The following is a 24778-nucleotide window of genomic DNA, read 5'->3' as shown; positions in this document are numbered from 1 at the left end:
ATTTTATGTTTTATTATTTTATCTAGTTGTTTTTAAACGGATTTATTTATATTTTTCGAGATGGCATAAGGGATGCAATCCCTCTGCAACTGATTCGATTTTGTTTATTCAAGGATTAATTATGAAAACCCGCTCATTGCTTGCGACTGCTGTAACCACTGCCTTATTGGCCAGTTCTTTAGTATTAACCGGATGCGGCAGCGCTGAAGGCAGTGCTGATACTGCGAAAGTAGACACTGTGATCAGCATTCCTGTTGAGGCTGCTGTAGTCAGTCGCGGTGAGATCAGTAGTTTGTACCGCACCACTAGCACGCTGGAAGCCAAAGAGGACGCTGAAGTGAACAGCAAGTCTACTGGCATAGTACAGCAGCTGTTTGTTGAAGAAGGTGATGTGGTCAAAGCAGGACAAGTGCTGGCTATTTTAGATACTGAACGTCAGCAGTTAAACTTAGCCAAAGGCAAAGCTGAATTAGGTCAGTTAAAAAGCGAACTAGCGCGTTTAGAGACGATGTATCAGAAAAAACTGGTCAGTTTTGACTTGTACGACAAGTTAAAATGGCAGGTTGAATCTTTATCTGCTTCTGTGGCTTTGTCAGAGTTGGCGTTAAAAGAAACTCAGATCATCGCGCCTATCAGTGGTGTAGTGGCTCGTCGTCATGTCAAAGTAGGCCAGCTGATCACTGAGTATTCATCCAAAGCTTTGTTTGAAATTGTGTCACAAGAGCGCTTAGAAGCGGTGATTAACTTACCTGAGCATCAGTTGCCTCGCGCTAAAGTGGGCCAGGTTGCTCACTTGCACTTTGCCGCTATGCCAGTCAAACAAGCCAAAATTATTCGTATCTCTCCGGTGGTAGATGCAGCTACAGGCACAGCCCGTGTCACAGTGGCTGTGGATAACAGCGATCTGACCTTAAAAGCCGGTATGTTTGCTCAGGTTGAAGTGCAATATGATGCAAAAGATGCTGCGTTATTAGTGCCAAAACGTGCAGTGATGGCGATGGACAACAGCAGTTCAGTCTTTGTCGTGAATAAAGACGGCAAAGTAGAACGCAAAGCTATCACCACAGGTTATGAATCCGACAGCATGTTTGAAGTGGTTGAAGGTTTAACTGAAGGTGACCAGGTGGTTACTGCAGGTCAAGCCAGTTTAAAAGAGCAAAGCCCTGTTCAGGTCATTGCGAAAAGCTAACTAATCTCCCTTAATGGCAGGACGAAAGTCCTGCCATTACTAACTACAAAAAAAATTTAGGGATCTTCTATGAAACTAGTGGATACAGCCGTTGCACGTCCGGTCACCATGTGGATGTTCACTTTAGGCATTATGTTATTTGGTCTGGTTGCTATGGGGCGACTGGCCGTCAATTTACTTCCTGATTTGTCTTACCCAACCTTAACTATCCGTACTGAATACCAGGGTGCAGCTCCTGCCGAAGTCGAGCAACTGGTCAGTAAGCCTATTGAAGAAGCCGTGGGTATTGTTAAAGGCATTCGTAAAGTACATTCAGTGTCGCGTGCTGGTCGCTCAGATGTGATTATGGAATTTGAATGGGGCTCAGATATGGATCTGGCAGGCCTTGAAGTACGCGAGAAAATCGATGTGCTGTATCTACCTTTAGACGTGAAAAAGCCTTTACTGCTGCGGTTTAATCCGAATTTAGATCCTGTGGTTCGTCTGGCTTTAAGCCGGGATGAAAAAAATGATTTAACTCCAGCTCAACTGGTGAGCTTACGTACTTTTGCTGAAGAAGATTTACGCCGCCGCTTAGAATCTTTGCCCGGCGTGGCTGCGGTGCGACCTGATGGTGGTTTAACGCAGGAAATTCAAATCCTCATTGATAATGAAAAACTTAGCCAGTTAAAACTGGATATCAGCACTATCAATCAGCGTTTAAAAGAGCAAAATATTAACCAGGCTGGTGGCCGTTTAGAAACCGGTAGCAATGACTATTTAGTTCGTAGCATTAACCAGTTTGCTTCCCTGGACGAAATCCGTAACTTATATATCTCCAAAGTAGGTGAAAGCCAAATTCGCTTGTCAGATATTGCCGAAGTGCGGGACGCCTTTGTTGATCGTCAAAGCATTACTTATGTGCATGGCAAAGAAGCCATTGAAATTTCTATTTATAAAGAAGGTGACGCCAATACAGTTCAAGTGGCAAAAACAGTCACTACCAAGCTGGCGGATCTGCAAAAGAATCTGCCAGCCGGTTATCAGCTTACCTTAGTGTATGACCAGTCTACCTTTATTAAACAAGCCATAGATGAAGTGAAATCTGCCGCTTTTGCCGGTGGTATTCTGGCCATGCTGGTGTTGTATTTGTTCCTGCGTAATGTCTGGACCACGTTAGTGATCTCCGTGTCTATTCCGTTGTCGGTGATTGCCACCTTCAATCTGATGTATGCGCAGGATATCAGCTTAAATATTATGAGTTTAGGTGGTATTGCCCTGGCTATAGGTATGCTGGTGGATAACGCTATCGTAGTGTTAGAAAACATTGCCCGCTACAAAGAGCAAGGCATGGCTCCTATGGAGGCGGCAAAAAAAGGTGCCAGTGAAGTCTCCATGGCGATAACAGCCTCCACCTTAACTACAGTGGCGGTATTTTTTCCGCTGGTGTTTGTTGAAGGTGTGGCAGGACAACTGTTTAAAGATCAGGCCTTAACTGTTACTTATGCTTTGCTGGCGTCGTTATTGGTGGCATTAACACTTATTCCGGCTATGGCAGCCCGTGAACGTACTGGCTCAGCTTCAGCTGCTGCTTCTACAGGTGAAACAAGCAAACTAACTATTAAACCCTCTCGTTGGTATTTATGGCCACTGTTACCATTCCATCTGCTGTATCTGGGCGTTCGCTTTTTGTTTTTAGGTTTGTTTACCTTGTTGACCATTTTGTTCCGTGTTGTGGCTAAAGCATTAAGCTTTATCTTTAACCCTTTGCTTAATCTGGTGCAGGCTTTTTTAGCAGCGTTGGAGTCGGGCTACCGCGCCATATTAACTGCAGCCCTCAAAGTAAAAGCTTTGGTGGTGGCCGCTACTATAGGCATCACAGCGCTGATTTATTCGCTGATCCCGGGTTTAGGTTTTGATGTGATCCCAAGCATGAGTCAGGGCGAGTTTTATGTTGAAGTGCAGTTGCCTGTTGGCAGTGCCATTGAGCGTACTGACAAAGTACTGAAGCAGTTGGCTGCTGTGGCTTCACTGCAACCTGAAATTGATCGCAGTTATGCTCAGGCCGGTACTGGGCAGCAGATGACTGTGGATCCAAATGTGGGTGGCAGTCATTGGGGTCGTTTAAATATTATCTTAAAAGACAGCGCCACTAAGACCGATGAAGAGCGCCTTATTCAGTTGTTCCGCGATACAGTCAGCACCATGCCGGCTCTGACTGCAAAAATTGACAGACCAGAGCTGTTCAGTTTCAGCACTCCAATGGAAATTGAACTGTCAGGCCATGATTTAAACAGCTTAAAAGCCACTTCCGACCAACTGGCAAAACTGTTAGCTGCCAACAACAGATTTACTGATATCAAAAGCTCGTTACGTTCAGGCCAGCCGGAACTTACCCTACATTTTCACCACGATAGATTATCTCAGCTGGGTTTAACTGCGGCCGATGTGTCCAAACGTGTGGCCAATTATATTGGGGGTGAAGTGGCAGGCCAGTATTCGATTAACGACCGTAAAGTGGATATCCGGGTGCGCCTGGCGGAAAACTTCCGTAATTCAGAGCAGCAGCTGTCGCAAATTATCATTAATCCAAACAGCGAAAGACCACTGCCTTTATCTGCTGTGGCTGATATTAAACGTGAAATTGGCCCAAGCGAAATTACCCGTATTGGCCAGCAGCGTGTGGCTTTGGTGAGTGCGAATCTGGCTTACGGTGACTTGGAGCAAGGCACAATCGCAGCTAAAGACGTATTGGCACAGTTAACTCTGCCTTATGGCGTAGGCGCTACTATTGTCGGGCAAAGTGAAGAAATGGAACGTTCTTTTAACTCCCTGATGATGGCGTTACTGCTGGCGGTGTTTCTGGTGTATCTGGTGATGGCGTCGCAGTTTGAAAACCTGCTGCAACCTTTGCTGATTTTATTTACTGTGCCTTTGGCTGGTGCTGGTGCTGTGCTTGGTTTGTGGTTAACCGGTACCCGGGTTTCTGTCATCGTCTTTATTGGTCTGATTATGCTGGCCGGTATAGTGGTAAATAACGCCATAGTACTGATTGACCGCATCAACCAGTTGCGTGATGAGGGAATGGCTGTGTCTGATGCCATAGTTGAAGCCGGTGCTACCCGTTTACGCCCTGTATTGATGACGACTTTAACCACAGTGCTGGGTTTGTTGCCTATGGTGCTTGGCAGCAGTGATGGCGCGGAAATACGTTCTCCCATGGCTATTACTGTGATTTGGGGTTTAAGTTTGTCGACCTTACTGACACTGGTGTTTATTCCTGTGCTGTATCGTCTGACAGCCCGTGATGTACAAGCGGCTAAGGAGTAGCGCCATGGATCATAAACCTTTAGCCATCACCCGTTTTGCCTTAACCCGGCCTGTTACTTTATGTATGTTGTTTTTGTCTTTGCTGGTATTTGGTTTAATCGCCAGCCGCATGCTGCCACTGGAAAAATTTCCTGGCATCGACATCCCTGAAATTTATGTGGATGTGCCATATCCAAACGCGACTCCCAGTGAAATAGAGCGTTTAATCACCAGACCGGTGGAAGAAGCACTGGCCACTGTGACTGGTATTAAAAAGATGCGCAGTTTTTCCAGAGAAAACAGCGCAGGTGTTTCGCTGGAATTTAACTGGGAAGAAGACATCAATACCAAAAGTATTGAAGTGCGCGAACGTTTAGACAATATGCGCCATTTGTTACCACGAGACGTAGAGCGGGTCATGGTGTATCAATTTAATACCGCCGATATGCCCATTTTCCAGCTGCGTATTTCCAGTGATCGTGACCTGGCTATGGCTTATGACTTGATTGAACGTGTGATCAAACGCCCGTTAGAGCGGGTGCCTGGGGTGTCTAAAGTGGAGCTCTATGGCGTTGATAAGCGTCAGGTGACTATTCGTCTCGACCCACAACGTATGCGTAATTTGCAGGTAGACCCGGTGCAACTGGTGCAGTTGCTACAGGAAAGTAACTTTGCAATGACAGCAGGGGAGCTGCGCAATTCCAATGAAAGCATTCTGGTAAAACCTGTGGGTGAATTTACCAATCTGGATGAAATTCGGGCTTTACCTATACGCGCAGGTTTAACCTTAGGCGCTGTGGCCGATGTGGTACTGGAATTGCCAAAACGTACTGAAGGCAGGCATTTGCATCAAACTTATGCTGTAGGTATGAACGTCTTTAAAGAATCCAACGCTAATCTGGTGGATGTGTCCCGCGCCGCTATTGCTGTGGTCGATGCTGCGGGTAAAGATCCTGCCTTTAATGGCATTAATTTATTTCTGATGGATGATACGGCCAAAGGGGTGACGGACTCTCTATCTAACCTGTTAAGTTCAGGTGCTATTGGTGCCTTGTTATCTTTTGGTGTGTTGTATTTGTTTTTACGTCATATCCCAACCACTTTAGTGGTGGTGTTATCCGTGCCTGTCTCTTTGGTTATTACACTGGGGGCTATGTATTTTCTCGGTTATAGCTTAAATATACTGAGTATGATGGGGCTGATGCTGGCCGTAGGTATGCTGGTGGATAACTCAGTGGTAGTCACCGAAAGTATCTTTCGTGAACGCGCTGCCGATCCTGATACTAAAAGGGCTACAGAACTGGGTGTGCATAGGGTCAGTCTGGCCGTTCTTGCGGGTACAGCCACTACAGCTATTGTATTTTTGCCCAATATCATTGGTCAGAAAGTGGATGTGACTGTGTTTTTAGAACACGTTGCCATAGCCATTACCATAGCGCTTGGTGTGTCTTTATTGATGGCGTTAACCTTAATTCCTTACCTGACCACCAAAATTAAGCAAATTCACAGCAGTGATAATGCTGCGCCCGGCAAACTGGAGCTGTTTTATGGCCGCTGTTTACGTTGGGTGATGCGCTCCCCTAAAGCGGCCACTGGCATCGCATTTTTATTATTGTTCAGTATCGCTATTCCGATAGGCGCTGTTTCTGGTGGTGATGAAGATGGTGGTGATAGCGGCAGGGCTTTTCTGAATTACAACGTGCAGGGCAATTACAGCCTTGCCGAGGTAGAGCAGGAAGTCGACCGGATGGAAGCCTATTTGTATCAGCACAAAGAAGAGTATGAAATTGAGTCTGTGTACAGTTATTACACTGCCAATCATGCGATCTCTATCATTATGTTTAACGATCCGCTGATCAAACCTGTAGCTGAAATTAAAGAAACTATTCGTAAAAACTGGCCGCAACTGGTGCGCTCTCAGCCTACCTTTGGCTGGAGCGACAGTGGTGGTGGCATGCAGGTGCATTTATCCGGCCCATCCACTGAGATGCTGACCAAATTAGCCGCAGATGTAGTACCTGTTATTTCACAAATCAAAGGCCTGGAAGATGTGCGCTCTGAGATATCAGATGGTCAGTTTGAAATGCAAATTCTGCTGAACAACGAAGAGTTACAACGTCAGGGTTTAGATGCGAGCTCAGTAGCTCAGGCTGTGAGTTTGGCTCTGCGTGGTACCAACTTACGCACCTTCCGTTCAGAAGATCAGGGCGAGGTACAGCTTCGGGTCTTGTATGACGAGAAAGTCAGTCATTCTCCTGCAGAGCTGGCCGCTATTCCTGTTCTGGTGAAAGACAATGTGGTGATTACTTTAGCTCAGGTGGCTGAATTGAAAGTCGCGCCACTGCTTTCGGAAATACGCCGCTTTAACCGTCAGACCACCCTTGCCATAGGTATGAATATGGGCAAGGACTTGACTATGGATAAAGCCAAAGAAGAGCTGAAAACCCGTTTAAATCAGCTGCAATTACCTGCAGGTTATGCCTGGTCTTTTGAAGGCAGCTTCCAGTATCAGGATGAAGCTCAGGGCATTATGCAAATTAATATGTTGCTGGCGGTGGCGATGATTTATCTGGTGATGGCAGCTTTGTTTGAGTCCCTGATTATGCCAACAGCAGTTATAGGCTCTTTGCTGTTCTCTTTTGTTGGTGTGTTCTGGGCCTTTTTATTCACAGGCACCTCTATGGGCATTATGGGCATGATAGGTATGCTGGTGTTGATGGGGATAGTGGTGAATAACGGTATTGTATTGGTGGATCGTATTAATCAATTACGCCACGAAAGCCCAGATGCAGAGTTGGTGCCTTTGATTATTGAAGCCTGTGAAGCACGGTTAAGACCTATTCTGATGACAGTCTCGACTACTGTATTAGGTTTGTTACCACTGGCCTTTGGTGATGCCAGCATAGGTGGTGATGGCCCAAGTTATGCGCCTATGGCAATCGCTATCATTGGTGGTTTGGTGTTTTCAACCTTAACCAGTTTATTGCTGGTGCCTTTAACCTACTGGGGCTTAATCCGCTTTAACATCCGCTGGTCTGGCTTTTTAGGCAAAGCCAGAGTACTGGCGAATAAGGTGATTACGGCGCCTTAATGGCGCTGAGTTACGATGCACTATGTCCATCAGAACTGCCAAATGGGATAGCAATTCATTGGTTGGCGAAGGTGGCGGCGGAAAAGCCATAGTGCACGCAGACTCGCCGTAAATATGTCCCTATAGGCTCCTGTCCAGCATCCTTGCTGGACAGGGTCTGCTAAGCACTATGACTTTCCTCGCTTTGGCGAATAAGTCCTCTTTAGACCGCAATACCAATCTTCGGTCGATTCAGTTCGAATAGCTTCAGTTGTTTGAGTATAAGTAAATCGGATAACCGCTTAGTGCCAAAAGCTGACATTGCTGTTTTTCACAACGAACGTCCGCTTTCGGATGCAGAGCGGAATTCACTGAAAAAGCCTTCCTAATTTTGTGTGTTTTTGAGCTTTATTTTCGAGAGCTTTGCATATATACCAAGTGACTTCACCCTATGGTTTCTCAAAAAATCGGGAGGTCATCATGGACAAACGTGTTGCATGGAATAAGGGCCGGATCATCGGTCAGAAGGCTCCATTGAAGCAGCAAGAGATCTGGGCTATGCGAACCAGGCTCGAAATTGCAAAGAACACTCGTGAATTGGCGTTGCTGAATTTAGCGATAGATTCCAAGTTACGCGGCTGCGATTTGGTATCGCTCAAGGTGTCTGATGTAATGAGATCAGGTGAGGTCTTGTCCAGAACCATTATCATGCAACATAAGACAGGTACACCGGTCCAATTCGAGCTCACACCTCAGACACGTAAAACCGTCAAAGCCTGGGTCGAATCGAAGACGTTAAAATTCGATGATTTTCTATTTCCATCGCGAAAACACAGTATTCCTCACATGACGACTCGTGCTTATGATCGAATTGTCCATAAGTGGGTCGAGTCGATCGGACTAGATTCAAGTCTCTATGGCACGCACTCCATGCGCAGAACCAAAGTATCCATCCTCTACAAGCGCGATAAAAATATCCGGGCTATTCAGCTGTTGCTTGGCCACAAGAAAATTGAAAGTACGGTCCGGTACTTGGGAATTGACGTTCAGGATGCTCTTGAGGCATCAGAAAACTTAGATATCTGAGGGGTGATAGTAATGAAACAAAACGAAAAAAAGGAAGTTGTAAATTTTATCCTAGCGACACTTGCAGATGGCCACGCCAAGACCGGGACTCAATTAATGGAGTTGTTTGCGAAGCATGCTGGATTGCAGGAGTACAATCGTAAAAATCTAAAGCAGGTTTTTCACAGAGTTAGTTTGAGTCTTGCGGATGAGCGAAAGATAGTTGTCACTAGGCAACTTGGCACAGCTCCGTTGCTATTTTCAATACCTACTGAAAATTGCCTGAAGGAAGACCTTCAGCAATCTGCTCCGGAAACCCCACCATTAGCGCCTGAACGGAATGGCATCATTACTCAGAAGTTAGAGCAGTTCATTGACCAAGAGGCCATGCTGGCAGGTAGAGAAAACGGCCTCCAAATTTTATTGGAGTTATCGCCTCAGAGGGAAAGCTATATTCGTGAAGAATTGAGAAAGATACGTCACGAGCGTTTGGCGCTTCAATCTTGCAGGCAAGTGCTTAGTGAGTTTGGTTTCAGCAATTAGGTAAATTGTCGGGAAATTAACGCGGCAAAATTGAATCATTTTGCCGTTTCAAAAATAATTTAGGACAACAAGGATCGCTGCTTTGCCTTATTTGTGGACATTCGTTTTTTCGTGAGCTCTGAGATTCTCTTCCAAATTAGTTGGCTAAATTCAGTTGGCCACCGCCCCCAATTGAAGTCAACGTTGAGCAGGTGTTGTAGTTCACAAACCAGTGCCAACTGACTGGATCAGATTCAGTTTCTCGACTAACGCTAATTGCTAGCACGATCTATTCTTACGAAATTGAGCTTGATTTATCCTGATCGGCTTAACATGCTTGCAAGCGAAAAAACGAGCTTTGACTTTTGGGTCGTCGTGGCAAGTGAATCAGGAATAGCTCAAGTGCATTTACGCGCGCAGGGTGAGGACTACGAGCCCTACTTTTTACCTACAGGCGTTAAAATTTCTCTGAGTTCTTCCGGAATGGACATCGGCTTAAAGGCACTGACGTTCGACCGCCCCGTATTGCCAGATGGCAGGCGCTCAAAGATATGTCCAAAAGGTGTTTACAACAACCGATAGTTTTGCCCGGCCATTTCGCGCCAGTCTGCCGTGCGAAGGGCCTACCAGAGCATCTTCAAGTAACTCCACATGACAGCTGACCGAGAATATGGGCAAACTCCATATATGCAAAACGTCTCTCATAGGCAAGCAAGACCTTTGGTTCCATCACTATCCCTGATCAATTAAAATGCAGTTTCAGCTGGCTGCATTATGATACATTTAATGCTTAAAGTAACTTTAGAGTTGGTGAAAGGCAATGAAAATTGGTGAACTGGCGGCGCTGGCCGGATGTGAAACGGAAACCATCCGATTTTATGAAAAACAGGGATTGTTAGCCGCTCCGGCAAGAACCGCCTCCGGATATCGAACCTATCAGCAGCGCCATCTCGAAGATTTACAATTTATCCGGCATTGCCGGGCCTTTAATATGAGTCTGTCGTTGGTACGGCAACTCCTGAAGTTTCGTGAAGATCCCAGCCAACCCTGCGGGCAGGTCAATACGCTGATCGATGAGCAATTGGGAAATTTAGACACGCAATTAACCCAACTTCATCAATTAAAAGTGGATTTACAGGCGTTACGGGCGCTTTGCCAGAATGACCATCAGGTCAAGGACTGTGAGATCCTGAAAAATCTGGTGCATCCATGTGCCAGTGATTGTGTACAACATCGGTGAAAAAACTGTTGACCTTAAAGTGGCTTTATAGTTTTTAATGGCGGTATCTTGTTCAACGTGAGGCCGCTATGTCAGATTGCCAATGTAAAGCCCAGGTGCAAGCCTCTGAAAATGCTCCGTTGCCTGAGTGTTTTGCATCAGATTTGCACCACAAAACCCGCTATCACATTCGCAAGATGGACTGCCCCTCAGAAGAAAATCTTATCCGGATGGCGCTTGGCGCATTGCCACAGGTGCTACAGTTGCAATTTTTCCTGCAAGACCGGCAGCTTGATGTGGTGCATCAAGGCGGTACGGACGCCATCACCCAACGTCTGGAAGCATTAAATTTAGGTGCTGCATTACAGAGCTCAGCGCCGTTTCAGGCCGCCCCAACAGCGTCAGCTGAAAACAGCAAAGCCGATGCTGACGAGCGTAAACTATTACTGCAATTGTTGACGATTAATGCCGTGATGTTCGTCACAGAACTTATTGTCGGAGTCTGGGCACAATCCACCGGCCTTATTGCCGACTCGTTAGATATGCTGGCCGATGCCGCTGTCTACAGTGTTGCCTTGCTGGCTGTTGGCCTTAGCGCCACCAAAAAAGTCAGGGCTGCTCATCTTTCAGGTTGGTTGCAGGCGTTGCTTGCAGCCGGTGTGTTGTTCGAAGTAGCACGACGGTTTTGGGCTGGCACTGAACCCATGTCGACGCTGATGATTGTAATGGCGAGTGTGGCACTTATAGCGAACACTTTATGTCTTTATCTCATCTCACAGTCACGCAGTGACGGTGCGCATATGAAAGCGACCAAAATATTCTCGACCAATGATGTTCTGGCGAACCTCGGGGTGATTGTTGCCGGTGGCCTAGTCGCCTGGACGGGATCGGGCTATCCGGATTTAGTGATTGGCGGTATCATTGGGATAATTGTCCTTGATGGTGCAAGACGTATATTAGCGCTACGCACTTAACATAAAGGATTGTTGTGTCTAAATATTCCCGATGGATATTGTGGTTTATGTTTACGATTATGCTTAATCATGCTTTTGTAGCCTGTGACAGCATTGTCGTACATTTACCGACAGAACATCATAATCTGATTTCTTTCGGGGATAATGCTGCGCACCAACACAATGAACATCAAACATCTCACGCCAATGAGGCAGTCAATGATGTTGACGACCCACATGAGCCCCATGTGCATGTGATGTGTTTTGTCGCTTATATGACAAGCGCAGCGGCAGAGTCCGTTGTTCAGACCATAGTTCCGTTTTCCCGTGCTGAAGCCTTCAGCATGACGTATGCCCCTGCTGTGCCCCCGCCAAATGCCTGAGATCATTGTTTTTAGTTAACAACGTGATTTTACATTTGACGGAGAATTTCTATGTCCCGCCCTTATTGCAAAGGCGCTGTTGCCTTGGCATTGCTGTGTGGGGTCGTCTCAGAAAACGGAAAATAAAGCACGCTAAGCCGGTGGCAGCGGTCGCAATGGCCTGAACTTCCCCGCACCGACCTTGGCACTGCTGCGCCATAGGTAATCGCCGGTCAGGTTGATATGCTCCCACCCCAGCGGTGACAGATATTGCAGCAACGTGTCGTCCAGCGCCTTGCCGTGGGCACGCAAAGCACTGGTGGCACGCTCCAGATAGACCGTGTTCCACAACACGATGGCCGCCGTCACCAGATTGAGGCCGCTGGCCCGGTAGCGCTGCTGCTCAAAACTGCGGTCGCGGATTTCACCCAATCGGTAGAAGAAGACCGCCCTGGCCAGCGCGTTGCGCGCCTCGCCCTTATTCAGCCCCGCATGGACGCGGCGGCGCAGCTCCACGCTTTGCAGCCAATCCAGAATGAACAGCGTGCGCTCGATGCGCCCCAGCTCGCGCAGGGCGACGGCCAAGCCGTTTTGGCGCGGATAGCTGCCGAGCTTGCGCAGCATCAGCGAGGCCGTCACCGTGCCCTGCTTGATCGAAGTGGCCAGCCGTAGGATTTCATCCCAATGAGCGCGAATAGCCTTGATGTTCAGCCTGTCGCTGCTAATCATCGGCTTGAGTGCATCGTAGGCAGTATCGCCCTTGGGAATGAACAGCTTGGTGTCGCCCAGGTCGCGGATGCGCGGCGCGAACCGGAATCCCAGAAAGTGCATCAGGCCGAACACATGATCGGTGAAGCCCGCCGTGTCGGTGTAGTGTTCCTCGATACGCAAGTCAGACTCGTGGTACAGCAGGCCATCGAGCACATAGGTCGAGTCGCGCAAGCCGACGTTGACCACCTTGTCCCTGATCGCTTTTGGCTTGGCCATGCCGCTGCTGTCGGCTTGTCTTGGCCTCGGCACCGGCATGATGCTCGGGTTCTCGGTCGGCGGGATGACGATGCTGGCCACCCTGGCGGCTTCGGCGTCCTACATCGCCGTCCCGGCCGCCATGCGGATCGCCGTGCCTGAGGCGAATCCCGCCGTGTCTCTGGCCGGTTCACTGGGCGTGACTTTCCCCTTCAATATTCTGGCCGGAATCCCGCTTTATCACTGGATGGCCACCCAACTGACAGGAGCGACGCCGTGATCCCCATACAGACCGAAAAACGCACGCTGCTCACCGTGTTTACAGAAGCGACCCTCGAGCACGTCCTGATCAAGGATATTGATCGACTGGGGATTCGCGGCTACACCATCTGCGACGCGCGCGGCAAAGGAAGCCGCGGGGTGCGGGACGCCACCTGGGATGAATCAAAGAACATTCGAATCGAGATCATCTGTGCCCGCCCCCAGGCGGAAACGCTGCTGGCGCACTTGCAGGAACGGTACTACTCGAATTACGCCATGGTGGCGTGCCTTTCCGAGGTCGAAGTGCTGCGGCCCGGCAAATTCTGAAGGCAACAATCAGGTCGCCCCATCGGTGCGGCCGAGGTGCAAAGAGACATCAATGCGCGGCATTTTCATCACCGGAACGGACACCGGAGTTGGCAAGACCACCATCGGCATCCAGGTTGCAAAAGCGCTTCGGGAGAACGGGCAACGTGTGCGCGTGCGCAAACCCGTCGAAACCGGATGCGAGAAGCTGGCTGGAAGCGACATTCTCCAACCTTCGGATGCGGTTCGGCTAAACGCGGCAGCTGGCGCCATGGATGCGCTGGAGGCTGTCTGTCCATATCGCTATGAGCCGCCGGTTTCTCCGGAGTGGGCGGCCAGGCTGGCCAATCGGCCGCTTGAGATTGGGGATCTGCATGCTGCCTGTCTGAATGGGGTCGGCGACGATGACTTTCTGCTGGTTGAAGGTGCCGGCGGCTTCTATTCACCGATCGCCCACGGCGCACTGAATGCCGATCTGGCTGCCGGCATGGGCATGCCCGTTCTGCTGGTAGTAGCCGATCGTCTGGGTGCGGTCAATCAGAGCTTGCTGGCCATCGAGGCCATCCAGATGCGCGGACTGCCCCTGATGGGCGTAGTGCTGAATCAGGTTGCCCAACCAGACAACCCCTTCCTCGATAACCATACCGATCTGCAACGCTGGCTGTCGGCCCCAGTGATTCATCAGACCTATAACAACCCACCCAATCCGCAACTTGCATTGTGGGTTCAGAAATGGGTTAGCTGAACATTCGTTTTGCGAAAGCCAAGCGCTGTCATCTTGGCCAAGGCGTAATTCCGGTTACGACCTTAATCCGCGTCATCAATAGTCAAGTGGCGCGGAACGAGCAGTATCGGACAGCGTGCCGAGAGCAACAGTGATTGCGACACGCTGCCAAGGGCTGCCTGCTCCAGCGCGTTGTGTCAACAACAGTCTAAAAGTGATCCACAGCAACAATTAAAAAGTGATCCACTATTCCTTGGGTTTCTCCATTAATCCGGCTTGTTTCTTTTCTTTGATCCGATAGCTTTCTCCTTTAATTTGTAAGATATGAGAGTGATGTAATACCCGATCTAACATGGCTGAAGTAAGTGCTGTATCGTTAGCAAACACCTGTCCCCACTGACCGAATGGCAAGTTACTGGTCAGGATCACTGAGCCTTTTTCATATCGTTTGGCAATCACGTCAAACAATAATTTTGCCTCATGTGCGCTAAATGGCAGATAGCCGATTTCATCAATAATAAGTAGCCTGGGCGCTACGACTGAGCGCTGCATCACTTGCTTATAGTTGTCCTGCCGCTGTGCTGTCGCCAGCTGCAGGATTAAATCAGATGCACTTATAAAACGGGTTTTGATACCAGCCTGAACCGCTTTGTAGCCCAGTGCTACTGCAATATGGGTTTTGCCTACTCCCGATGGCCCAAGCATGACTACGTTTTCTTGTCGCTCAATGAATGACAGCGAGGCTAATTCCGTGACTTGCTTTTTGGGTACCCCAGAGGCGAAGGCATAATCAAATTCCTCCAATGTTTTTAGTGCTGGGAAGCCTGCCATTCGCGTAAATATATGCTGCTTTCGCTGGTGGCGAGAGCGTTTTTCACACTGGAGAACCTGTTCAAGGAAGGTCAGATAGTCCCATTCTTCTTTTGCTGCTTGCTGAGCTAAATCGCAGGCATTGGCATCAATGCCAGGCAGCTGTAACGCTGAAGTAAGTTCGCTAAGACGTGATAATTGCAGGTTCATATGACCTCCATCAGTTGGTCATAGATACTCAGGTCATGATGCAACGGTTGCTGATTTAACACACTTAACGACGACAACGAACTGTGTTCTGGCAACGTAGAAGCCACGGGTAATAATCGGGGTGGCAACGCCTGCAGGGCTTTACGTTCCTCCACCAGCCGCTGCGCTGGCTTTTATTTGGTAGTGTCATGGATACGTTGATGCGCCACGGTTTCAAGCCATAAGGCGACCTGTTCATTGGCTGTGTTGATATCCAGCGCCTGACCCTGTGCCATCAGTTTGGTTTGAAGGGGGCGGAAGAAGTTGTCCCGTACATAACGAACCATCCGTTCGACCTTGCCTTTGGTCTGAGGCCGGTAGGTGTGGCACAGTTTTGGGATAAATCCCATGCTTTTGGCAAACTGGTAAAACGCCTGATGGAGCTTATGCTCACCTTCACCATACGCATCACGCTCAATGACGACGGTTTTCATATTGTCGTACCAAACTTCACGGGGAATGCCCTGGAAGTAATCAAAAGTCAGGCGATGACACTGCTCTAGGGTGGCGTAACGCATGTTATCGGTAAATACCACCATCATCGCCCGGCTATATCCTAACACCGCGATAAATGCATGAATGGGCTCTTTCCCTCCTTGCATTTGTCCCCAATCGACCTGCATTTGCTTACCGACTTCGGTTTCAAACCGAACGACAGGCTCTGGCACAGGTTTGCCTCGGTACTGGTACAAGTACTGACGTAACAAAGACAAGCTGCCGGTATAACCGAGCTCTTTGAGTTCGCGGAACAGTACTTCACCAGACAGATTAACGGGCTTCGCCTGTGCAATACGTGAATGTAAAAAGGACTTATAGGGGTTAAGCAGCGAATTGCCTTTTGTCCGAGTCGAATAGGCTGGGATATCTATTTTGGCGCGAAGATAACGCTTCACCGTGTTACGTGATATGCCCAGTTGTTTGGCGATAGCACGTTGTGAAAGGCCTTGCTGATGCAAAATCTGAATTTTCATGAGTTCTTCTTTTGTGATCAAAGTGCCTCCGAAAAGGCACCATAGTGAAAACAAGTGGATCAGATTTCAATTGTTGGAGTGGATCAGTTTTGCATTGTTGGTAACACGTTGACGCCTTGCGGTGCGACAACGATGACATCGGCTCCGCTCTCTTCAGCCTGCGCCAGGATCATGGAAACCGCGTCTCCGGTTGCCACGGCGCCAGTCGCCTGATGGCCGACATCCCCCATGGCATGCCGAGCGGCGGCGATGGCGGCTTCGCCAACGCCCAGGCCCCAGTGACGAAAATCACCTGCTGCGGCATCGAGCATGCCCTCGAAAGGAGAGAAGGCAGGCTGCACGCTGAACAGTTCGAGCGATGCTTCGCCCAGACGCGCCGCCATGCGCCCCGCCCAGGCTGCCGCATGGGCAGCATGTGCCGACCCATCAACGGCGATCAGTAGCCGGAGACGCCGGCCGAGTGTGGCCGGTATCGCCGCATGCGGCCCCATCAGCCAGATGGGGATCGGACTGCCTCTGGCAACTTCGGCCGCAATGGACCCGAGCAGCAATCCGCGCAGCGGTGACAGGCCGCGAGTTCCCATCGCGATCAGGTCGGCCTGACGATGTTGGGCTTCGTTGATGATCCTCGTCGCCGGGGTTCCGCCATCCACGACAACGTATTCCATTTTCACCCCGCTGCGCGCAAACCATTCCTGAGCGGTACTCACCGCGTCAGCCAGCGGGTGACAGACAGGAGCAATTCCCTCTTTCTCCATGGCCCCGTCAGTAACCGTGAGCAAGGTTGCTGTGAGCGCAATCTGGGCGGAACTCCATGTCGACCAGCTGCGAGCCGCAGCCATTGAGGAAGGCGAACCATCGAAGGCAATCAATACGTGCAAGGATTCAGGATTCATGGTGAATCTCCGATGGTGTGATGAACATCTCGTAAAACCCCTGTGCCTAACGCGCAGGCCAATCCTGGCTGGCATCGCCGAGGCGGAGTTTTCCGGCCAAGGCACTGCCATGATCAGCCCGCATGTTTTCGATCATGAGACAGCACAAGGTGCGCCGCGCATGCTGGCTGTGGATTTCATCCATCAGGGCATCAAGTGTTTCGGGAAATATTCTGCCATTCCTCCCCTCCGATGTCCGAAGGAGATCGCAGCACAGGTCAAACAGGGCGCGCAAGAAATCTTCGCGCTCGAGGTCGAGCGTGCGGAATTCACCGTGTTGCTCCAGGGCGTCGAACGTACGGATGTCGGTGTTGCCGCCGGCGATGATGGCCAACACGGCAAGGCGCGCCCTGGCGCGGGTACTGTCGGCCGGATAGTGACGCAACCGATGGGCGCCTTTCGTCCATTCACGGGCTTGCAGGGTCATCATGATCATTCCTCTCTCGATTCATTGACATTCGAGACAAGGATAAGTCCGATAGCATCCTGAATAAACGCGAAGTGTACTTACCGATAGCTCGTCAAATAGCGAACAATGCGGGGCGCCATGAGGGGGGTCCTAATCGTCCGGTGTATTTCAACGCCACAGACTGAGGGGCGGATCGGTCATGACCGCGCGCAAGACATCGGTACGGGAAACGATGCCGACAATGATTTCGCTTTCATTGACGATGGGAACGGCACTCAAGCCACCTTCGAGCATCGCCGCAGCGATGCGTCGAATGTCGGTCACGGGTACGGAAGCCACGACCGGCGAGGTCATGACATCACTCACCCGCCGTTGCAGATTTTCGAGAACATGTTCACCGTCGATATCGATGACGGTCAGCAAGTCCCGCTCATTGACCATCCCGATCAGCCGGTGCGCGTCGTCCAGAACCGGTGCCTGGTGGATTCCACAACGCTGGAAGACGCGCCAAGCGTCGGCAACCGCGTTTTTTTGGTTGAGCACCGTGACCGGATGGCTCATGATCTGGGCCGCATGAATCAGCGGACCACGCTCCAGGTCGTCGGGCAGCATTCTCCGATAGGCACGGACGGCCTCCCGTTGCAATGGCGTCGCCATGTTCTCGACACCTATTTCATCGCCCTCCTGGGCTACGCCTCGGGTATTGCGGGCTCGCGCCAGCGGATAGACACGGTTCATCGCCTCCAGCGTGCCGCTGAATACCTGGCCTGTCATGCCGTAGATGGAAAACATTCCGCTCTCCCGAATATCAAGGAACCAGCAGCACGTCGCACGGCGCGTGGTGCAGGAGATTCAGGGTGATGCTGCCGAGCAGTTGCTCATCGAGCACCGATTGACCGTGCCGGCCGAGCACCAGCAGATCGCAGGGGGCTCGGCGCAATTCGTCGAGCAGCACAGCCGCCGGGTAGCCGTGACCAATGACGCGGGATATTCCACCGGCAGCTTCATAGTCCGCATCCGCCAGATAGGCGTCCATGTCCTGTCCGGCTGCGGCCAGTTCATCGCTGCGGTAACGCTCGACATCCTCGGGCGAGGCACCGGCCAGACGCATCCGCCCCTCGTACGGCGCACGACTGGCATGAATCGCGATGTGTTGTGCTTCCGGAAATATCGCCAGGGCGGCACGCAGCGCCCGCGTCGCCGTTGCCGAAAAATCCGTCGCGATGGCGATCCGCCGGTACGGCGGAACGGGTTTCTGGCGAACCACCAGCACCGGGCACGGGCTGCGGCGCAACACCTTGACGGCGGTGCCGCCCAGGGCCAGTTCGTGAACGATGCCCTCGCCACGAATGCCAATGACGATCAGACTGGCGCCACTAACGACGGCGTGATCGGCGATGACGGCAGAGGCACGCCCGACCACCAGCTGGCGGCCGACTCGTGACAATGCGTTGCGGACGGCCATGTCGTCGGCAAGTCGGTTCAGCATCGTCTCGCTGCGCACCTTCGGGTTGTGTCGAATGAGCAGGTCCGGCAGCAGATGTCCTGCATGTTCCCAGGCGAATGGGTTGAAGACATGCAGGAGATTGAGCGGGCACTGCCATTCCCTCGCCAGCCGGGCAGCACGTTCGACAGCGAGAGTGGCTGGCGCCGAGAAATCGGTGGCCACGAGAATCGATTGGCTGGCTTTCATCTTCAATCTCCCTTGAACGATCGTCTGGATAATCCTTGTCGGCGTCTCAGTGGCTCAGACACGAAAACGGGCGACGGAACCCTTCAAATCGCTGGCCAGCGATTTGAGTCGCTCGGCAGCGACTGAGGTTTGCCGGGCACGAACGCTGTTCTCCTCGGCCATGTGGGCGATCCGTTCAACGCCCTGGGCAATTTCCTGGGCGGCCACCGACTGTTCGTCGAGGGCACTGCCAATATCGTCGACGGTCGTTGCCACCCGGTTTGCACCGTCCTGAATGCCGATGATCGAATCTCCTGCCTGTTGCGCGAGATCCACCCCGGTGCCGACGCGATTGACGCCACTTTCCATTTCCTGTGCCGCGTGGCGGGCACCGGACTGCACCTTTTCGATGACGCTGGCGATCGACTGGGTCGATTTCGAGGTGCGTTCGGCGAGTTTTCTCACCTCGTCGGCAACGACGGCAAAACCACGTCCCTGCTCACCAGCCCGAGCCGCCTCGATGGCGGCATTCAGCGCCAACAGATTGGTCTGATCGGCAACATCACGGATCACATCAACGATGGCCGAAATTTCCCGGGAGTAATTTTCCAGTTCGCGAATCGAATGCGCCGCGTCGTTGACCGCCGTTGCCACCTGTCGCATTTCGTTGCTGGTCGAATGCACCACCGCGCCACCGGTGCGTGAGGCCTCGCCGGCACTGGCTGCCACATGACGGGCCTCGCGGGCATGATCGCGCACCTGATCGATGGAAACCGACATTTCCTCGACGGCGGCAGCCATCCCCGAGGCGGCTTCGCTTTGTGCGGTGGTGGCCGCGGCCGAAGCCTGGGCGGCAGTAGACATTTCAATGGCCGCGCAGGCCAGATCGTCGGCGCTGCGCTGCGAGGCACTGACCATGGTGCGCAGACTGTCCTGCATCAGCGCGAATGCAGCCAGCAAGCTCCCGGCTTCATCACGTCCACCGGTGGGAACCGGACGGTTGAGCTCACCGTTGGCGATCGCCTCAGCCACGCTCACCGCTTGGTTGATGGGATGGGTGATCGTGCGCGCCAGCCACCAGGCGTAGACCCCGAGGCCGAGAAGGCCGCCCAGACCCACCAAAGCCAAAACGATCAGATCGGTGCGGAAATCGCGTTGCTCTTCCTCGAAAAGGGCTTTCGCGGTCTTTGCCTGATAGATCGCCAGGGCATCAAGCGCCTCTCTGACCGCCTTGCCTTCATCCAGTGTGGCGGCGAGCAAGGCCCGGGATACTTCCGGAGCGTAATCTTCCGCCTTGGTGCGCTCGAACAGGGGGCGCACCCGCTCAATCCACGCCGAGCGCTTGCTGGCGAAATCGGTTGCAAGGCGCTTTTCCTCCTCGCTCAGGTTGGTTGCCATATATTTGTTCCAGAGCGCGTTGATCTCGGCGCTACGGCGTTCGAAATTGGCGAAATGCTCACTCAATGGCTGGCCGTGCGCGCCGGACAAGGGGGAACGGGGGTCGCGCTGCAGGATCAGCAGGATTTCCTTCTCGTTGGCGGCGCGCAGTTCGGCCAGGCGAAAGAGATCAACCAGCGGTACAGTTCGATCCTCATAAACTGAATTAAGCGCATCGACAGCCTTTTTTCCGCCCAGCAGACCAACGGCTGCAATGGTGACGAGCAACAACCCGGCAAAGACAGTAAAAGCAGCCAGACGGGCACTGATGGAGTGAAATGACATGGTGACTAACCTATAGGGAAGTTAAAAAGTTGCGGTGGAACAGTGCCGGGATTTCTACCGCCGGCAGGGCCCGGGCGAACAGCCAGCCTTGGGCCAGATGGCAGCCTTGCGCCCGAAGCCAGTCGAATTGTTCCCGGGTCTCGACGCCTTCAGCCAGGGTACGTGCTCCCAGGGCGTCGGCCATGCGGATGATGGCCGCGGCAATGGCGGCATTCTCGGCATCTTCCGGCAAGCCGCTGACAAAAGATGCATCAAGCTTCAGTAGCCCGACACGAATGTTTTTCAGGCTGGCGAGCGATGAATAGCCCGTGCCGAAATCATCGATTGCCAGATGAATGCCAGCATCGGTGAAATCATGCAGATGAGTTAGGGCGTCGATAACATCACGCATGGCCGTGCTTTCGGTTACCTCAATCTCCAATGCCGAGGCCGCCAATCCGTGTCTGTCGAGGCAACGCCGGATCCGGACGAGCAGATGGGGGTCGCGCAACTGGATGGCCGACAGGTTGACTGCCACCCGCAAATCCACACCCTGGTCACGCCATAGGGAAGCGTCACCCAGCGCAGTTTCCAGCGCCCAGTTCCCCAGTGAGTCGATCAGTCCGCAATCCTCGGCAGCCGGAATGAATTCAGCCGGCGACACCCAACCCCAGACAGGGTGTTGCCAGCGCATCAACGCTTCGACAGAAACCATGCGGCCGGTAACGACGTCGATTTGCGGCTGATAGTGCAAGAACAGTTCGCCTTGCGTCAGGGCGCGCCGCAGATGCGTTTCGATTTCAAGGCGTCGGTGAGCGGAACGGCCCAGGCAGGGCGTGTGAAAATTGTAGGTACTGCCCTTTTCGGACAGGGCTGGCAGCAAGGCGACAAGGGCGGCGCTCAGCAGATCCTCGGAGCTCCGACCATCGTCCGGATAACAGGCAATGCCGATGTCGCACTCGACGATCACTTCCTTGTCGCCAAACGGGAAGGGGTCAGCGAAGCGCGCCAGAATCTGTGTGGCAACCCGTTCAGCACCACGAGCGTCGGCGTGCAGGAGCAGGGCGAACTCACCATCGCTGATACGGCCCACGGAATCCTCGGCGCGGATGCTATCCAGAAGGCGTTTGGCCGCTTCCTTAGAGAGGTTTTTTGCCCCTTCCTCAAGAAAGGCATAGCGCCGTAAATCTGGAAAGCCGATCAGTAACAAGGTCAGCGGCAAGCCGTCGCGACGTGACAAGGCTATCGCCTGCGTCAGACGGTCGACAAAAAGCTGGCGATTGGCAAGCCGGGTCACCGGATCAAAATAGGCCAGTTCATGGATTTGCGCCTCAAATGCCTTGCGCTCACTGATGTCGCGCACAATTTTGAGCAGGAGCCCCCCGCGCGTATCGTCAATCAGGGATGCGCTGACTTCGACGGGAAAGCGGCGGCCGTCGGCGGTTTGATGCTCGGTCTCGAAAAACTGCTGGCCACGAAGGCGCAGATTTTCCATGTCCACCGGAAAATCAAAGCGCCCGCGCGGCGAGCGCAGACTGTCGATTGGCCTCCCAAGCAGTTCCTGGCGCGGCCAGCCGTAGGTATTGACGGCACATTCGTTGGCTTCAACGATGGTGTTGTTCGCGTCGGCCAGCAGCATGATGTCGTTGGCGGCCTGAAACAATGACTCGTATGGAATGTCTTTGGCTTTGTGCGGAAAATGCTCAGCAATCATGTCTCGTATCTCCTTTGAGGGGTCGTCTCAGAAAACGGAAAATAAAGCACGCTAAGCCGGTGGCAGCGGTCGCAATGGCCTGAACTTCCCCGCACCGACCTTGGCACTGCTGCGCCATAGGTAATCGCCGGTCAGGTTGATATGCTCCCACCCCAGCGGTGACAGATATTGCAGCAACGTGTCGTCCAGCGCCACGACGGACTCGACAGTTACGGCACGACGTTCATCGGCCGGCAGATGCTTTGGATGGGTGTCCACGAGCACTCCTTGTAAGATAGTAATTGATTACTATCTTACCACAAGAGGCAACTCAAACAAGAGAAAACCCGACGTACTCGTCAATATCTAGCGTCTGCAATGGGCTTAACGTGCTTTATTTTCCGTTTTCTGAGACGTCCCCTGTGTGTCGCATCTTTTTCGGTGACGGCGCAAGAGCTTGCGATCACTACAGCGTTAGAAAGAACTTTAACGAGCAGTCCACAGCTGCAACTTTATCCTTATCAGCTTCGGATTGATGAAGCTAAAACCCTACAAGCTGGTCTTAAACCAAACCCTGAGCTTGGTGTTTCTGTGGAGAACGTCCTTGGAAATGGCAGCCTCAGTGGTGTTAAAAGCGCAGAGCTCACGCTGACATTGAGTCAGCTTATTGAACTTGGCGACAAGCGTCAGCGCCGTTTGGAGAGCGCAAGTCTGGGTAAAGCACTGACACAGGCGCAATACGAACTCGACCGGGTGGATGTTCTGGCCAAAACCATGACCGACTATCTGGATGTGTTGGAATTGCAGACGGTGCGCAGCTGGACCGCTGAACGCCTGGTGATGGAACAAAACGCACTGCAGGTTGCTACAGAGCGGTCACGGGCAGGACTGGTCACTGACGCTGATGTATTGCGGCTGAAAAGTCGGGTGCTCAAAAGCCAGATGGATTTAAAAGCGATCAAAGCCGAACTGCAGGTTGCAGTACGCCAGTTAGCCGCCAATTGGTCCAATGAACCGGATTTCGATACGGTGCAGGGGCAGTTGGCAGTGTTGCCGATGCTGCCATCCCTCAATGAGATGTTGGCAGCACTTGATAGCTCACCGCAACTTGGGTTCTATCTGACACAGGAGCGTTTGGCGGGCACGCTGCAAAATCTGGCGATCGCCAATGGCCAAACCGACCTTACTGTCGGGGCTGGGGTGCGCCGTAACGAGCAACTGAATGAGAATGCGTTTGTGCTCAGTGTCAGCATGCCTTTGGCACTTTCAAACCCCAATGCCGGTGAGATTGAGGCCGCGAGGGTGACTTCAGAGCGATCGGCGCATCAGTTAAAGCTAAGTCGTCAGCAATTGCAGCTCTCAACGGGCCGGTTATATCAGCAATTAACCCTGCTTTCAGAGCAAATTCATGATCAGCAACAGGCCATTCTTCCGGCGGCGGAGTCGGTCGTGCAAAGCACACTCAAAGGGTATGAGACCGGCATATTTGATATGACGGATTTGCTCTCTGCCCATGAAGATTTGCTCAATGCCAAACGCAACATAATTGACGCTCAGGCCCAGTTTCACCGTCAGTTAGTCGAACTCGAACGTCTGGTGGGAATGCCTTTAGTGGTCAACGGACCTGCTGCATTACCATCCCGCATGAAGGAATAACAAGAATGAACCATTACATCCGTTTTATATCAACGGCTTTACTATTGACGGCATTCACCGGGTTTTGTGGCCCGTTACAAGCCAGCGAAGAGCATGATCATGCTGACGAACACGCGCAAACCGAAGAGAAAAAAGGTCCCAATGGCGGGCATTTACTGGAAAAAGGCTCGCTGACACTGGAAGTGGTCCTCAGTGAAAACGGTGGCAAACCAGAGTTTCGTTTATTTGCATCTGATAATGGAGAGCCTCTGGCTCCCGAGACTTATCAGGCCGGACTGACCCTGGAGCGTTTGGGAGGTCGTCGGGATGTGCTGACTTTGCGCCCACGTGGTGAGATGTTGGTCAGTCAGGAGCCTGTCGCAGAGCCGCATTCATTTGAAGTGGAAGTGGCATTCAGTGCCAAAGGCCAAAATCATACCTGGCACTTTGAGTCCTACGAGGGACGTACTGAACTTGAAGCGGATGTGGCAAAAGAGTCCGGTTTAATCAGCGAGCCTGTGACTTCAGGTCGTATTCGCACTCAAGCGCATTTGTTTGGTGTGGTATCGGTGATCCCTGAGCAGCAAAGCAGGCTCAGTGCGGTCTATCCGGGCGTCGTGCAAAGTGTGGCGGTGCGAATTGGCGATAAGGTCAAAGCGGGGCAGGTTGTGGCCACGGTACAAAACGCAGCGACATTAAAAAATTACAGTATTAAGGCGTTGTCGGACGGTGAAGTTACTAACCGGTTTGTGAACCCCGGAGAAAAGGTATCGGACCA

At 51.9% G+C, this 24778-nt stretch carries 20 protein-coding genes and 4 pseudogenes; 13 read left to right on the top strand and 11 right to left on the bottom strand.

Annotated elements, in window-relative coordinates; translation table 11 throughout:
• Positions 1 to 121: 121 nt before the first annotated feature.
• The 5 genes from LSG37_RS15780 (at position 122) to LSG37_RS15760 (ending at position 9155) form a co-directional block, all read left to right on the top strand.
• A complete protein-coding gene (locus tag LSG37_RS15780; protein ID WP_233080769.1) occupies positions 122 to 1189 on the top strand; it encodes an efflux RND transporter periplasmic adaptor subunit in 1068 nt (355 codons plus the stop codon).
• Positions 1190 to 1258: 69 nt separating this feature from the next.
• Positions 1259 to 4498, top strand: coding sequence for an efflux RND transporter permease subunit (locus LSG37_RS15775; protein ID WP_233080768.1), 3240 nt, complete (start codon positions 1259 to 1261; stop codon positions 4496 to 4498).
• 4 nt (positions 4499 to 4502) lie between these two features.
• The gene (locus tag LSG37_RS15770; protein ID WP_233080767.1) at positions 4503 to 7568 is read left to right on the top strand and encodes an efflux RND transporter permease subunit; all 3066 of its coding nucleotides are present in this window, start codon (positions 4503 to 4505) and stop codon (positions 7566 to 7568) included.
• A gap of 459 nt (positions 7569 to 8027) precedes the next feature.
• Positions 8028 to 8633: a tyrosine-type recombinase/integrase gene (locus tag LSG37_RS15765; protein ID WP_233080766.1), complete on the top strand. Its 606-nt coding sequence runs from the start codon at positions 8028 to 8030 to the stop codon at positions 8631 to 8633.
• A gap of 12 nt (positions 8634 to 8645) precedes the next feature.
• Positions 8646 to 9155 (top strand): hypothetical protein, encoded by a 510-nt coding sequence (locus LSG37_RS15760; protein ID WP_233080765.1) that lies wholly within the window; start codon positions 8646 to 8648, stop codon positions 9153 to 9155.
• Positions 9156 to 9571: 416 nt separating this feature from the next.
• On the opposite strand, the gene LSG37_RS21435 is transcribed toward LSG37_RS15760, so the two are convergent.
• On the bottom strand, positions 9572 to 9685 hold the full coding sequence (locus LSG37_RS21435; RefSeq protein ID WP_147904863.1) for a DUF3703 domain-containing protein: 114 nt from the start codon (positions 9683 to 9685) through the stop codon (positions 9572 to 9574).
• A 269-nt stretch (positions 9686 to 9954) separates the two neighbouring features.
• Here LSG37_RS21435 and LSG37_RS15755 point away from each other — a divergent pair, with 269 nt between their 5' ends.
• The 3 genes from LSG37_RS15755 to LSG37_RS15745 all read left to right on the top strand — a co-directional run bounded on the left by LSG37_RS15755 (position 9955) and on the right by LSG37_RS15745 (position 11689).
• Positions 9955 to 10374 carry a Cd(II)/Pb(II)-responsive transcriptional regulator gene (locus tag LSG37_RS15755; RefSeq protein WP_233080764.1) on the top strand — a complete coding sequence of 140 codons (420 nt, stop codon included), beginning with the start codon at positions 9955 to 9957 and terminating at the stop codon, positions 10372 to 10374.
• Between the two features lie 68 nt (positions 10375 to 10442).
• On the top strand, positions 10443 to 11327 hold the full coding sequence (locus LSG37_RS15750) for a cation efflux transmembrane domain-containing protein (RefSeq protein ID WP_233080763.1): 885 nt from the start codon (positions 10443 to 10445) through the stop codon (positions 11325 to 11327).
• Positions 11328 to 11374: 47 nt separating this feature from the next.
• Positions 11375 to 11689 (top strand): hypothetical protein, encoded by a 315-nt coding sequence (locus LSG37_RS15745; RefSeq protein ID WP_233080762.1) that lies wholly within the window; start codon positions 11375 to 11377, stop codon positions 11687 to 11689.
• Between the two features lie 132 nt (positions 11690 to 11821).
• Here LSG37_RS15745 and LSG37_RS15740 read toward each other — a convergent pair.
• Positions 11822 to 12628 (bottom strand): annotated as a pseudogene (locus tag LSG37_RS15740) (Tn3 family transposase); the annotation flags it as partial.
• Positions 12629 to 12632: 4 nt separating this feature from the next.
• On the opposite strand from LSG37_RS15740, the pseudogene LSG37_RS15735 reads away from it, so the two are divergent.
• The 3 genes and pseudogenes from LSG37_RS15735 to bioD form a co-directional block, all read left to right on the top strand.
• Positions 12633 to 12914, top strand: a pseudogene (locus LSG37_RS15735) (sodium-dependent bicarbonate transport family permease); the annotation flags it as partial.
• Positions 12911 to 13222 (top strand): P-II family nitrogen regulator, encoded by a 312-nt coding sequence (locus LSG37_RS15730; RefSeq protein WP_233080761.1) that lies wholly within the window; start codon positions 12911 to 12913, stop codon positions 13220 to 13222. The pseudogene LSG37_RS15735 and the gene LSG37_RS15730, both read left to right, overlap by 4 nt.
• Before the next feature lie 52 nt (positions 13223 to 13274).
• Entirely contained in the window at positions 13275 to 13946 is a 672-nt protein-coding gene (gene bioD / locus LSG37_RS15725; RefSeq protein WP_076097499.1) for a dethiobiotin synthase, read from the top strand.
• A 225-nt stretch (positions 13947 to 14171) separates the two neighbouring features.
• Here the strand turns inward: bioD and istB are convergent, their stop codons facing one another.
• The 9 genes and pseudogenes from istB to LSG37_RS15675 form a co-directional block, all read right to left on the bottom strand.
• Positions 14172 to 14945: an IS21-like element helper ATPase IstB gene (gene istB, locus LSG37_RS15720; protein ID WP_233080760.1), complete on the bottom strand. Its 774-nt coding sequence runs from the start codon at positions 14943 to 14945 to the stop codon at positions 14172 to 14174.
• Positions 14942 to 15976: pseudogene (gene istA, locus LSG37_RS15710) on the bottom strand (IS21 family transposase). Before istA ends, istB begins: the two are co-directional and overlap by 4 nt.
• 62 nt (positions 15977 to 16038) lie before the next feature.
• Positions 16039 to 16851, bottom strand: coding sequence for a universal stress protein (locus LSG37_RS15705; RefSeq protein WP_233080757.1), 813 nt, complete (start codon positions 16849 to 16851; stop codon positions 16039 to 16041).
• Positions 16852 to 16897: 46 nt separating this feature from the next.
• A complete protein-coding gene (locus LSG37_RS15700; protein WP_139326378.1) occupies positions 16898 to 17320 on the bottom strand; it encodes a hypothetical protein in 423 nt (140 codons plus the stop codon).
• A 147-nt stretch (positions 17321 to 17467) separates the two neighbouring features.
• Positions 17468 to 18091, bottom strand: coding sequence for a CBS domain-containing protein (locus LSG37_RS15695; protein WP_076097505.1), 624 nt, complete (start codon positions 18089 to 18091; stop codon positions 17468 to 17470).
• A 16-nt stretch (positions 18092 to 18107) separates the two neighbouring features.
• Entirely contained in the window at positions 18108 to 18992 is an 885-nt protein-coding gene (locus LSG37_RS15690; RefSeq protein ID WP_076097507.1) for a universal stress protein, read from the bottom strand.
• A gap of 54 nt (positions 18993 to 19046) precedes the next feature.
• Positions 19047 to 20693, bottom strand: a complete 1647-nt coding sequence (locus LSG37_RS15685) for a methyl-accepting chemotaxis protein (RefSeq protein ID WP_233080756.1) — start codon at positions 20691 to 20693, stop codon at positions 19047 to 19049.
• A 10-nt stretch (positions 20694 to 20703) separates the two neighbouring features.
• Positions 20704 to 22386: a putative bifunctional diguanylate cyclase/phosphodiesterase gene (locus LSG37_RS15680; RefSeq protein ID WP_233080755.1), complete on the bottom strand. Its 1683-nt coding sequence runs from the start codon at positions 22384 to 22386 to the stop codon at positions 20704 to 20706.
• 51 nt (positions 22387 to 22437) lie between these two features.
• A pseudogene (locus tag LSG37_RS15675) lies at positions 22438 to 22578 on the bottom strand (Tn3 family transposase); the annotation flags it as partial.
• 228 nt (positions 22579 to 22806) lie between these two features.
• Between LSG37_RS15675 and LSG37_RS15670 the strand changes: the two are divergent.
• Together LSG37_RS15670 and LSG37_RS15665 are read left to right on the top strand one after the other, a co-directional pair.
• Positions 22807 to 24021 (top strand): TolC family protein, encoded by a 1215-nt coding sequence (locus tag LSG37_RS15670; protein WP_233080753.1) that lies wholly within the window; start codon positions 22807 to 22809, stop codon positions 24019 to 24021.
• A gap of 5 nt (positions 24022 to 24026) precedes the next feature.
• A partial coding sequence (locus tag LSG37_RS15665; protein WP_436286424.1) for an acetyl-CoA carboxylase biotin carboxylase subunit family protein occupies positions 24027 to 24778 on the top strand: 752 nt, incomplete at its 3' end.

It is taken from the genome of Rheinheimera soli (assembly GCF_021290985.1).
Taxonomy (GTDB): Bacteria; Pseudomonadota; Gammaproteobacteria; order Enterobacterales; family Alteromonadaceae; genus Pararheinheimera; species Pararheinheimera soli.
Note: the sequence above shows the minus strand (reverse complement) of the source record. Positions and strands in the feature narration are given on the sequence as shown.

What these genes read in the sequence shown, in the direction of transcription:
- LSG37_RS15780 (WP_233080769.1), top strand. Translation starts at nt 122, where the DNA reads ATGAAAACCCGCTCATTGCTTGCGACTGCTGTAACCACTGCCTTATTG.
- LSG37_RS15690 (WP_076097507.1), bottom strand. Translation starts at nt 18,992, where the DNA reads ATGAAAGCCAGCCAATCGATTCTCGTGGCCACCGATTTCTCGGCGCCA.
- LSG37_RS15770 (WP_233080767.1), top strand. Translation starts at nt 4,503, where the DNA reads ATGGATCATAAACCTTTAGCCATCACCCGTTTTGCCTTAACCCGGCCT.
- LSG37_RS15685 (WP_233080756.1), bottom strand. Translation starts at nt 20,693, where the DNA reads ATGTCATTTCACTCCATCAGTGCCCGTCTGGCTGCTTTTACTGTCTTT.
- LSG37_RS15700 (WP_139326378.1), bottom strand. Translation starts at nt 17,320, where the DNA reads ATGATGACCCTGCAAGCCCGTGAATGGACGAAAGGCGCCCATCGGTTG.
- LSG37_RS15765 (WP_233080766.1), top strand. Translation starts at nt 8,028, where the DNA reads ATGGACAAACGTGTTGCATGGAATAAGGGCCGGATCATCGGTCAGAAG.
- LSG37_RS15705 (WP_233080757.1), bottom strand. Translation starts at nt 16,851, where the DNA reads ATGAATCCTGAATCCTTGCACGTATTGATTGCCTTCGATGGTTCGCCT.
- bioD (WP_076097499.1), top strand. Translation starts at nt 13,275, where the DNA reads ATGCGCGGCATTTTCATCACCGGAACGGACACCGGAGTTGGCAAGACC.
- LSG37_RS15755 (WP_233080764.1), top strand. Translation starts at nt 9,955, where the DNA reads ATGAAAATTGGTGAACTGGCGGCGCTGGCCGGATGTGAAACGGAAACC.
- LSG37_RS15680 (WP_233080755.1), bottom strand. Translation starts at nt 22,386, where the DNA reads ATGATTGCTGAGCATTTTCCGCACAAAGCCAAAGACATTCCATACGAG.
- LSG37_RS15745 (WP_233080762.1), top strand. Translation starts at nt 11,375, where the DNA reads ATGTTTACGATTATGCTTAATCATGCTTTTGTAGCCTGTGACAGCATT.
- LSG37_RS15760 (WP_233080765.1), top strand. Translation starts at nt 8,646, where the DNA reads ATGAAACAAAACGAAAAAAAGGAAGTTGTAAATTTTATCCTAGCGACA.
- LSG37_RS15775 (WP_233080768.1), top strand. Translation starts at nt 1,259, where the DNA reads ATGAAACTAGTGGATACAGCCGTTGCACGTCCGGTCACCATGTGGATG.
- LSG37_RS15750 (WP_233080763.1), top strand. Translation starts at nt 10,443, where the DNA reads ATGTCAGATTGCCAATGTAAAGCCCAGGTGCAAGCCTCTGAAAATGCT.
- LSG37_RS15695 (WP_076097505.1), bottom strand. Translation starts at nt 18,091, where the DNA reads ATGTTTTCCATCTACGGCATGACAGGCCAGGTATTCAGCGGCACGCTG.
- istB (WP_233080760.1), bottom strand. Translation starts at nt 14,945, where the DNA reads ATGAACCTGCAATTATCACGTCTTAGCGAACTTACTTCAGCGTTACAG.